This window comes from Kurthia populi, assembly GCF_042686175.1.
Classification (GTDB): domain Bacteria; phylum Bacillota; class Bacilli; order Bacillales_A; family Planococcaceae; genus Kurthia; species Kurthia populi.
In genome coordinates, this window is record NZ_JBHUOR010000118.1 from 17,346 (window position 1) to 27,963 (window position 10,618).

General features: G+C 37.5%; 13 protein-coding genes. 9 read left to right on the forward strand and 4 right to left on the reverse strand.

The features are described from left to right. Window positions 1-3: 3 nt before the first annotated feature. From ACFSY7_RS13450 to ACFSY7_RS13485, 8 genes are all read left to right on the forward strand, one after another. Window positions 4-882: a branched-chain amino acid ABC transporter permease gene (locus ACFSY7_RS13450; protein ID WP_380148197.1), complete on the forward strand. Its 879-nt coding sequence runs from the start codon at window positions 4-6 to the stop codon at window positions 880-882. 9 nt (window positions 883-891) lie between these two features. Continuing rightward, entirely contained in the window at window positions 892-1,833 is a 942-nt protein-coding gene (locus ACFSY7_RS13455) for a branched-chain amino acid ABC transporter permease (protein WP_126992056.1), read from the forward strand. Beyond that, on the forward strand, window positions 1,826-2,602 hold the full coding sequence (locus ACFSY7_RS13460) for an ABC transporter ATP-binding protein (RefSeq protein WP_380148198.1): 777 nt from the start codon (window positions 1,826-1,828) through the stop codon (window positions 2,600-2,602). Before ACFSY7_RS13455 ends, ACFSY7_RS13460 begins: the two co-directional genes overlap by 8 nt. Further along, window positions 2,602-3,309 (forward strand): ABC transporter ATP-binding protein, encoded by a 708-nt coding sequence (locus ACFSY7_RS13465; RefSeq protein WP_126992005.1) that lies wholly within the window; start codon window positions 2,602-2,604, stop codon window positions 3,307-3,309. Before ACFSY7_RS13460 ends, ACFSY7_RS13465 begins: the two co-directional genes overlap by 1 nt. 69 nt (window positions 3,310-3,378) lie before the next feature. Beyond that, window positions 3,379-3,741, forward strand: coding sequence for a DUF779 domain-containing protein (locus ACFSY7_RS13470; protein ID WP_126992004.1), 363 nt, complete (start codon window positions 3,379-3,381; stop codon window positions 3,739-3,741). 105 nt (window positions 3,742-3,846) lie between these two features. After that, window positions 3,847-5,364, forward strand: coding sequence for an acetaldehyde dehydrogenase ExaC (gene exaC, locus ACFSY7_RS13475; protein WP_126992003.1), 1,518 nt, complete (start codon window positions 3,847-3,849; stop codon window positions 5,362-5,364). A gap of 19 nt (window positions 5,365-5,383) precedes the next feature. After that, complete coding sequence (locus tag ACFSY7_RS13480) at window positions 5,384-5,773, forward strand: DUF779 domain-containing protein (protein ID WP_380148199.1); 390 nt, start codon at window positions 5,384-5,386, stop codon at window positions 5,771-5,773. 140 nt (window positions 5,774-5,913) lie between these two features. Beyond that, window positions 5,914-6,399 carry an acyl-CoA thioesterase gene (locus ACFSY7_RS13485; RefSeq protein WP_126992001.1) on the forward strand — a complete coding sequence of 162 codons (486 nt, stop codon included), beginning with the start codon at window positions 5,914-5,916 and terminating at the stop codon, window positions 6,397-6,399. Between the two features lie 122 nt (window positions 6,400-6,521). Here the strand turns inward: ACFSY7_RS13485 and ACFSY7_RS13490 are convergent, their stop codons facing one another. The 4 genes from ACFSY7_RS13490 to ACFSY7_RS13505 all read right to left on the reverse strand — a co-directional run bounded on the left by ACFSY7_RS13490 (window position 6,522) and on the right by ACFSY7_RS13505 (window position 10,025). Further along, a complete protein-coding gene (locus tag ACFSY7_RS13490) occupies window positions 6,522-7,154 on the reverse strand; it encodes a histidine phosphatase family protein (protein ID WP_126992000.1) in 633 nt (210 codons plus the stop codon). Between the two features lie 106 nt (window positions 7,155-7,260). Beyond that, window positions 7,261-8,571: a globin-coupled sensor protein gene (locus tag ACFSY7_RS13495; RefSeq protein ID WP_380148200.1), complete on the reverse strand. Its 1,311-nt coding sequence runs from the start codon at window positions 8,569-8,571 to the stop codon at window positions 7,261-7,263. A 193-nt stretch (window positions 8,572-8,764) separates the two neighbouring features. Continuing rightward, window positions 8,765-9,727 (reverse strand): magnesium/cobalt transporter CorA, encoded by a 963-nt coding sequence (corA, locus tag ACFSY7_RS13500; RefSeq protein WP_126991998.1) that lies wholly within the window; start codon window positions 9,725-9,727, stop codon window positions 8,765-8,767. A gap of 112 nt (window positions 9,728-9,839) precedes the next feature. Then, window positions 9,840-10,025, reverse strand: coding sequence for a hypothetical protein (locus ACFSY7_RS13505; RefSeq protein WP_147633142.1), 186 nt, complete (start codon window positions 10,023-10,025; stop codon window positions 9,840-9,842). Window positions 10,026-10,166: 141 nt separating this feature from the next. Between ACFSY7_RS13505 and ACFSY7_RS13510 the strand changes: the two genes are divergently transcribed. Further along, window positions 10,167-10,490: a DUF4870 domain-containing protein gene (locus ACFSY7_RS13510; RefSeq protein ID WP_126991997.1), complete on the forward strand. Its 324-nt coding sequence runs from the start codon at window positions 10,167-10,169 to the stop codon at window positions 10,488-10,490. Window positions 10,491-10,618 lie beyond the last annotated feature (128 nt).

A 10,618-nucleotide genomic window follows, 5' to 3' on the forward strand; every position in this document is an offset into this window, starting at 1 on the left:
ATTATGGAGTGGCTTCAACAACTCGTAAACGGTATATCAATTGGTAGTATTTATGCGTTGATTGCACTTGGATATACGATGGTATACGGCATCATTAAATTAATTAACTTCGCACATGGTGATGTTTTTATGATTGGTGCATTTGTTGGATTTTACGGCTTAACACATTGGCATATCGGATTTATTCCGTCGTTACTTGCCGCAATGGTTATTTGTTCTATTTTAGGTGTTGTTATTGAACGCCTTGCTTATAAACGCTTACGTAATGCGACGCGTATTGCCGCGTTAATTACAGCTATCGGGATGTCGTTATTAATTGAATATACGACGATTTTCTTCCGCGGCGCACAGCCGGAAGCTTACCCTGATAATGCAGTTATTTCAAAAACATTTACTGTTTTTGGTACACAAATTAGCTCAGAATCAATCATTATACTAGTCACAACAATTGTTTTAATGTTATTACTACAATTTATTGTGCATAAAACAAAAATTGGTAAAGCAATGCGTGCTGTTTCTCATGATATGGAAGCTGCTCGCTTAATGGGGATTAATGTGAATAATACAATCTCAGCAACGTTTGCAATTGGTTCTGCATTAGCAGGTGCTGCTGGCGTAGTATTCGGTTTATACTACACAAAAATTGATCCATTAATGGGGATTATCCCTGGCGTAAAAGCATTCATTGCAGCTGTACTAGGTGGTATTGGTAGTATTCCAGGTGCTATGACAGGTGGTATGGTGCTAGGTATTGTGGAGACAGTTGTTAGTGCGCTTGGCTTCTCAATGTGGCGCGATGCAGCAGCATTTATCATTCTTATTTTAATTTTAATCTTTAAACCAGCGGGTATTTTTGGTAAAAATACGCGCGAGAAAGTGTAGGTGGTCATGATGAAAATTTCAAAAACATTTTGGATCTACACGATTATAGCGATTATTGGCTATGCAATTATTCAAGTGATGATTTCAAGTGGTCAATTAGATATGTATTATTCAAATTTACTTATTACGATTGCGATTAATGTAATGTTAGCTGTCAGTCTTCACTTAGTTATTGGTATTACAGGACAGTTTTCAATCGGCCATGCAGGGTTTTTAGCAGTAGGGGCCTACATTTCAGCGATTTGTACGATGCAGCTACATTTACCATTTATCGTTGGATTACTTGCAGGTGCTATTGTAGCTGCGATTGCAGGATTAATCGTTGGGATTCCAACGCTTCGTTTACGCGGAGATTACTTAGCCATTGCCACATTAGGCTTTGCAGAAATCATCCGTATTATCTTCTTAAACTGGGAGTATGTTGGTGGAGCGGCAGGGATGCAAGTTATGCAACAAACAACGTGGACGTATGCATTCTTCGGCATGTTAATTACGATTATTGTCATTTCGAACTTTACACGCTCACGTCATGGTCGTGCTTGTATTGCGATTCGAGAAGATGAAATTGCTGCTGATGCGATGGGAATTAATATCACGTATTATAAAGTACTCGCATTTGCGATTGGTTCGTTATTTGCAGGGCTTGCAGGTGGTTTATTCTCTCACAATTTCTTCATCATTCAACCAGCTCAATTCGGGTTCTTAAAATCATTTGATATTTTAATTTATGTTGTACTAGGTGGTCTTGGTAGCCTATCAGGTGCAGTGATTGCGGCAGTTGCATTAACAATTATTTCACTTTACCTACAAGACTTCCCAGAAACACGAATGATTATTTACAGCCTTGTGTTAATTCTTGTCATGCTTTATCGCCCAGTAGGTTTAATGGGTACAAAAGAAATTACAGATTTATTCAAACGTAAGCGCAAGGGAGGAGACGCACATGAGTAACTCTCTTTTAAAAGTAGAAAATGTCGGTATTCAGTTTGGTGGGTTAAAGGCTGTACAAGGCTTTGATATGGAATTATTTGAAGGAGAACTAATCGGTCTAATCGGTCCAAATGGTGCCGGAAAAACGACAAGTTTTAATATGCTAACAGGTGTATATAAACCAACAGAGGGACAGATTACGTTTGATGGAAAAGTGACCAATAATATGTCACCACACCAAGTAACAAAAAGTGGTATGAGCCGTACATTCCAAAATATTCGTCTGTTCAAAGAATTAACTGTTCTTGATAATGTAAAAGTAGCGAACCATTCTCTAGCAAATCATTCGGTACTAAGCTCAATATTACGTTTACCAACTTATTTCAAAGGTGAAGCAAAAATGGAGAAGGAATCACTCGAATTTTTAAAGATTTTCGAGCTAGATAAATATAAAGATGAGCTAGCAAAAAATTTACCTTATGGGATGCAGCGCCGCCTTGAAATTGCACGTGCATTAGCTGCCGGGCCTAAGCTTTTATTATTAGATGAACCAGCTGCTGGTATGAATCCAAAAGAGACGAGTGCATTGATGGATTTAATTGCATTGATTCGTAAAAAATTTGATTTAACAATTTTATTAATCGAGCATGATATGGGACTTGTTATGGGAATCTGTGAGCGAATTTATGTCCTAGACCATGGGCAACTTATCGCATCAGGCACACCAGAAAAAATTCGTAGCAACAAGAAAGTAATCGAGGCGTATTTAGGTGAGGAGGTAACGGTTTAATGCTAAAAGTTGAAAATATCGATGTATTTTACGGCAATATTCAAGCATTGCGTGAAGTATCACTAGAAGTAAATGAGGGTGAAATCGTTACATTAATCGGTGCAAATGGTGCCGGGAAAACAACGTTACTTAAGACGTTATCTGGCCTATTAAAACCGAAAAAAGGCAAAATTGAATACCTCGGAAACTCAATCGCAGGAAAAGCAGCGCAAGGAATTGTGAAGAGTGGCATCTCGCAAGTACCAGAAGGTCGTCGAGTTTTTGCAAACATGAGTGTAGAGGAAAATTTAGATTTAGGTGCTTATTTACGCAAAGACCGCGATGGTATTAAAAGAGATATGGAACGAGTTTATGAGCTATTTCCGCGATTGCTTGAACGAAAAAGCCAGTCTGCAGGAACGTTATCTGGTGGTGAGCAACAAATGCTTGCGATGGGTCGCGCGATCATGGCGAAGCCTAAGTTATTGTTGCTAGATGAACCTTCGATGGGCCTAGCACCTTTAATGGTTCAAACGATTTTTAGTATTATTAAAGAAATTAACGAAGCAGGTACAACGATTTTATTAGTTGAACAAAACGCACATATGGCACTGTCAGTTGCGCAGCGAGCCTACGTTATTGAAACCGGTAAAGTTGTATTATCTGGCGATGCTAAGGAACTACAAGAAAGTGATGAAGTACGTGCAGCATATTTAGGTGGTTTATAGACTCAGAAAGGACAAGTATGATGCTTGTCCTTTTTTAATGCGGGTAAAGATAAATAAGGGGTGATGAAAATGGTAGAACGTGTAATCGCAACTGAGGAAGCACTGACTGTTATTCAAGAATTAAAAGCATCACATGGAGCACTAGTATTTCACTTATCTGGTGGGTGCTGTGATGGAACTGCACCGATGTGCTATGAGCAGGGTGAATTTAAAGAAGGCAGCGTGGATTTATTGCTTGGTACATTAGACGAGGATATTCCATTTTACATGCATGAAAGCTTATATGAATATATGAAGCACACGCAAATCATTGTCGATGTTACGAATGGGATGGGTGGCTTTTCACTTGAAGCAGAATTAGGAAAAGCATTTCTAACACGAAGTCGACCTTTTACAGAAGATGAGGAAAGAGAATTAGCAGAAATCCATTGACCTATTATTTGAAAAAATATGTTTTTTGTTAGATAATATATGTACGAAACAGAAAATTCTAGGAATTTGACGTTTTAAAATAATCGTAAGGGAGCGGATAGTGTAATGATCTATGCAAATCCAAACACTGAAGGCGCAGTAATTCAATTTAAGGAAAAATACGATAACTATATTGGTGGTGAATGGGTAGCACCAGTAAAGGGTGAGTATTTTGATAATGTAACGCCAGTAACAGGTGAAGTTTTCACTAAAGCTGCAAAATCAACTGCTGAAGATATCGAATTAGCACTTGAGGCTGCACATAAAGCGAAAGAAGCTTGGGGTAAAACTTCAGCAACTGAACGTGCTAATATTCTAAATAAAATTGCTGATCGCATTGAAGAAAACTTAGAATTAATTGCGGTTGCTGAAACTTGGGATAATGGTAAAGCTGTTCGAGAAACATTAAATGCAGATATTCCATTAGCAGTAGATCATTTCCGTTATTTCGCTTCTGCTATTCGTGCACAAGAGGGTAGTCTTACGCAATTAGATGATGATACAGTAGCGTATCACTTCCAAGAGCCTCTAGGCGTTGTTGGTCAAATTATTCCTTGGAACTTCCCGATTTTAATGGCAGTTTGGAAGCTAGCTCCTGCATTAGCAGCTGGTAACTGTGTCGTATTAAAACCGGCAGAGCAAACACCAGTATCGATTATGGTTGTAATGGAATTAATCGAAGACTTACTACCACCAGGTGTTGTAAACATCGTTAATGGCTTTGGTGCAACAGTAGGTAAAGCCTTAGCAACAAACAAAAAAATTGCGAAAGTGGCATTCACAGGTTCTACAGCAGTAGGGCGTTTAATTATGCAATACGCAACTGAAAATATCATTCCTGTAACATTAGAGTTAGGTGGTAAGTCACCTAATGTATTCTTTGAAGATGTTATGGATGAAGATGATGAATTCTTAGATAAAGCAATTGAAGGTCTTGTTATGTTTGCGCTAAACTCAGGTGAGATTTGTACTTGTCCATCACGTGCATTAATCCAAGAATCAATTTACGATAAATTCATTGAGCGTGCAATTGAGCGCGTAAAAGCAATCAAAATTGGTAATCCATTAGATACAGAAGTAATGATGGGTGCACAAAACTCAAATGAACAACAAGAAAAAATCAAGTCTTATTTACAAATTGGTAAAGATGAAGGTGCGGAAGTGTTAGTCGGCGGTGAAGCTAATCGTGTAGAAGGATTAGAAAATGGTTTCTACATCCAACCTACTATCTTCAAAGGAAACAACAAAATGCGTATTTTCCAAGAAGAAATCTTCGGCCCTGTATTATCGCTTACAACATTCAAAGATTACGACGAAGCAATTGAAATTGCGAATGATACAGAGTACGGCTTAGGTGCTGGGGTATGGTCTCGTTCAGGTGACATTGCTTACCGTGCAGGTCGAGCAATCCAAGCAGGTCGCGTATGGACAAACACATATCACCAATATCCAGCAGGTGCAGCATTCGGTGGTTACAAGTTATCAGGTATCGGTCGCGAAAACCACAAAATGATGTTAGATCATTATCAACAAACAAAAAACTTGCTAGTTAGCTATAACCGTAAGCCTCAAGGTTTCTTCTAAACCGAAAGGAGAGAGCAACATGGTTGAACGTGTTGTTGCAACGGATAAAGCAATTGAATTAATTCATTTTTTAAAAGATAAATATGGAAAAGGACTAGCTTTTCATCAGTCAGGTGGTTGCTGTGAAGGCTCGAAACCATTATGCTTTTTGGAGGATGAATTTAAAGTAGGGCAAATCGATGTACTCCTTGGATATGTGGATGGAGACGTGCCATTTTATATGCATGAAAACCTCTACAATTATTCGAAGCATACACAACATGTATTAGATGTTGTGGATAGTTTTGGGAGTGGATTTTCAATTGAATCCATCGAAAATAAAAGTTTCCTTATACGCGCTCGTGTGTTTACAGATGAGGAATATGCGGAAGTGAAAAAAATTATTGCCAATGAAAAAGCAGTGGGGTGATCCACTGCTTTTTCTGTTATATTAATATTAGTTTTTAAATAAATACAGATTAAAGTCTATTTTGTGAACTTTAATTATTGAAATGATACAGAATGTGTTTTATTATAGATACAGATGAAAGAAACGAAGGAGCGGTTGCAATGTTAGAAGCAGTGCCAATGAGCCAATCAAGAACGGTGCAAACACATCTTGTGTTACCACCAGATACAAATCATATGAATACAATATTCGGTGGGAAAGTTTTAGCTTATATTGACGAAATCGCAGCAGTTACATCAATGAAGCATGCTAAAATGCAAACTGTTACAGCCTCATTTGACTCAGTTGATTTCTTTGCGCCGGTACATTCGGGTGAAATTTTAGAATTAGAAGCAGTTGTCAGCAACACAGGACGTTCTTCAATGGAAATTTATATTCGGGTACAAGCTCGTGATATTGAAACACGCGATACTAAACTAACAACAGAATCATTTGTCACGATGGTTGCTGTCGATACAAATGGAAAACCACAAGAAGTTGCCCCGGTTTATCCAGAAACAAATGAAGAACGTCGATTGTTTGAATCGGGTCCAGCACGTCGCGCACATCGTAAAGCAAAACGTGAAATGCCACATTCATTCTTTTAAAAAAGAGGCTAGGACAAACTAATTTTAGTCGATAAAAGGATTAACAAAAAGAAGGAACCATAAGCGTGGTTCCTTCTTTTTGTTGCGAACCTATTAGAAATAAGTTCTCGCTCAATCTATTTTTAATGAGAAAATCTAGTTTTTGGTGGCATATGTTCAACACAACCAACTTTTTCAATTGTTGCATGCCCGTTTTCAAGATGAACAATAGTTAAACTTGTGCCATCGATATGGGGCGAATCACAAAGCTGGTCTATCGAGTGTCCGAGGAAATAATTGATAAGTACTTTTTTAACGATACTATGTGTTACAACGAGTATATTGTCATCCTGCTCATACTTACCTTCAATTTTATCGATAATTTTTTTTGCACGTTCGAGTACATCGTAGTAATTTTCACCTTCTAGTGACTCAAAGCATTCGGCGTGATGGATGTAATTATCATAGGCTTCAGGGTACTGTTGTTTAATTTTTTGAACGAGCATTCCTTGCCATTCTGCTACATTAATCTCTTTTAATTCATGCTTAATAAAAAGAGGCGTTTGATGACCCTGTAAAATCAATTTTGCCGTTTCTAAAGCTCGGCCGCTTGGACTTGAGTAAGCAGCGATGAATGGTGTACTGCTAAGGCGTTTACACAGAGCGTTTGCTTGATCCTTCCCGTAATTTGTAAGCGGTGAATCAAACCATCCCTGTATACGTTCTTGGACGTTCCATTCGGTTTGCCCATGGCGCGTAATATAGAGCGTTACCATATCATCCTTCCTTTCAAGTGAAATCCAAACAAGTATAGAAGATTCCTTTTAGAATGTCAAAATAATAAAAAAATCGCCCTTCTAAGAGGACGATTTTTCAGTGGCATTATTCCGTTAATTCTGTTGCTACTTCTAATAAGCGTTCTGCAGAATCTGCCACTTGGAATGTCGCATTTGAAATTTCGTCTAATATTATTGTGATGTTAGATACATCATTTGTTGTCGATGTGTGATTTGTTTTAATACCTGAAACAGCGCGTGCAATCGTTTGGAATGAGTCGGATAATTCTTTTTGCATTTCAACGCCAGATAAAATTTGTGTATCTACTTCTTTAACAGACGCGGATATATTGGCGATATTACATTCGGTTTCATGAATTAATGAAGAAACGTTTTGCACAGCACTTTTTGTTTCCTCAGCTAACTTACGAACTTCATCTGCTACGACTGCAAAGCCTTTTCCATGCTCCCCTGCACGTGCCGCCTCAATTGATGCATTTAGTGCTAAAAGGTTTGTCTGATCAGCGATATCTGTCACGAGACGTACGATTTCTGAGATTTTGTGTGAGGAAATACGCAGATGCCCCATCGTCGAATCTAATTGTTTAACAGATGTCGACATACGTGCCATTAAATCATTTTGTTGTACGAGTAAACGTGTGCCATTCTCAGATTTTTGCTCAGTTTCATTCACGAAGTTTAGCCCTTTTTTTGTAGCATCTGAAATATCTTCAGATTGTGTTACAAGAGATTGAATCGATGCAGTTGTTTCCTCACTAATGGCACTTAATTCTTCTGCAGTACTTTGTACAGAAACCATAATTTCTGCTTTTTCATCAATGTGGCGCTGCTGTATATCTGCTTGCTCCTCATCATATGCTTCAATGACGATTTGCTGTTCGAGATTGATGACTTTTGCAAATGCATTCACTGCGCGTTTAAAGTCATCTAATGGTAATCCAAGTTCTGCACAGTACGTCATAAACGTACTATTTAATGCTTGGAATGAATTTAAATACCATTTTGATGGTAAACCAATTACAACATGAACATGTGCAATTCGTTTACGATCTAATACATAGTTATGATTGAACTGCCCATTGAAAATTGCCGTTATATGACGTGTCAATGTCACTTTCAAACGCTCAATTGAAGAGTTGTGATTAATAATTGATGTAAGCTCACTTGCTTTGCTAATTGTGGTGTAGAATTCATTAACCATTAATGGTACAAGTTCATTTGTATATTGCTTGAAATGAGAAATAATTGCTAAGTCTTCTTTTGTTAAACTTAATAATTCTACTTGCTTTGATAAACCAGGGAATGTTGATAAATCAAGCTCCACTTCATTTAGCGCTGCGTCTAAATCAAAATATGATGAGGGCTGTTTCGGCTTTGAAAAATTCCAAATACTCAAGAGATTGTCTCCTATCTTTATGTAAAAAATAATGTTGATAATTTTGTATTAACTTTTAAAAAAAGTATATTTTCATTAGTTATATCGGTTGGAGTATTTGTTTTAATGTATTAATTACAAAAAAACTTTAAAATTCACAAAAAATATGTGTATAAATAAAAAAAGAACTGTCCATTAGACAGTTCTCAGCTATTTATAATTTGAAAAAATCGAGCCAACCTTTATGTTTGAACCAAGAAATCATTGAAACGGCGATGATAAACATGACACCGAGTACAATGAAATAACCCCAGTGCCAATGTAGCTCAGGCATGTTATCGAAATTCATGCCATATACTCCTGCAACGAAAGTCAATGGAATGAAGATGGTCGATACAATTGTTAAAGTCATCATAATACTATTCATACGTACAGCATTCATTGACATATGACTATCACGCATGTCAGCTGTCAATTCTCGGTTAGATTCAATCATTTCTGTCAGTTTTACGAGATGGTCATGAATATCGCCAAAGTATGCACGCTCGGCTCCAATTAAACCGAGGCGGCCAGAGTTCATGATGCGATACAATAGGTCGCGCATTGGGAGTACGATACGACGAATGTGTAATAAGTCACTACGTAAATCAAATACATCGGACATCGCCTTTGCATTGCGCTGGTAATTTAATTGATCTTCAATTTCATTTAAGCGGTCTTCAATGTTATAAACCATAGGGAAGTAGCTATCAACGAGTTTATCGACTACTTGATACATGGCGTAATAAGAACCGCGCTCCCAATCACCAGGCTGGTTTAGTACACGTTTACGCGCTGTTTCAATCTCAGGAACAGGCGTCTTGTGATATGTCACGATAAAGTTGCTAGCGATAAAAATATTTACTTCTTCTGCTTCTAATTCAATAGAATTCATTTTATGTACGACAAGGAAGTGGCAGTCGTCATAATAGTCGATTTTCGGACGTTGTAAACGCATTAATGAGTCCTCGATTGCTAATGGGTGAAAGTGAAATACCGTATCTAAGTACGTATTTTCCGTAGGTGTTGGTTGATCAAAATCTACCCAATACCAGTCGAAGTCGAATGTATGCAACTCATCCAATGGAAAATCGGCCACTACGTTATTGTCTTTTGTAAAACCTAAAGTTCGAATCATCGTAACGCCTCTTTTTCTCCGTAGTTATTAATATTGTCCCATATCCATACCCTAATGTCGACAAACGTAAAAGAAAATTAATCAAAACAAAAAGCCATGAAAATACATGGCTTTAACGGTCACTTGATAACCAAACAGCAATTTTTTCACCGCTATTTCCGTTCGATATCGAGTGTATATTTTTATGGTCAACAGAGTCGCTTGAATCATACGAGCTCTTTAAAAGGCAGTAGGGCATAACGAGTAAAACAGCGAGGCATAAAATAGTAATTCCTGCTGTAAGCAATGCTTTCTTCAAAAGAAACATCCCTTTCATCATGTGATATTAGAAAGGACGTCGACTGCTAAAAAATGTTTCCAAACGGTTTATAGCTAGAATGAAACTATTTTATAGCTTATCCCGTAGAATAACTACCACATAATAGAAAGGACTATTCAAATGAACGATAAAAACGTTGAATCTACTAAATGGTTAAAAGTGATTGTGCATGCAAGTCCATTTTTCGCACCATACCTTATCCCAGTTTTATTTTATTTATTTGTTGATGATGCTTCAGTTAAAAAAATATCGATTCAAGCCTTGCTATTCCAAATCTTGATGGGCGTGTTAATTTTCATTTCAGCGATATTCAGTGCACTTTTAATCGGTCTGCCATTCTTAGTTGTCTTCGTAGCAATGACCGTAATCGTGCCAATTGTAGGTATCGTAAAAGCAATACAGGACGACAACTGGGAATACCCAATTATTAAAAAATTCTTTTAATCGTAAAACCATGCTGCGGCATGGTTTTTTTATATGATAGATTGTCAAATTAACTGCACCACTTCACATTCAAATGCATCCTGTGTGGTATTCCAGTTGAGGCACTTTCTTGGTCGATTGTTGATCAA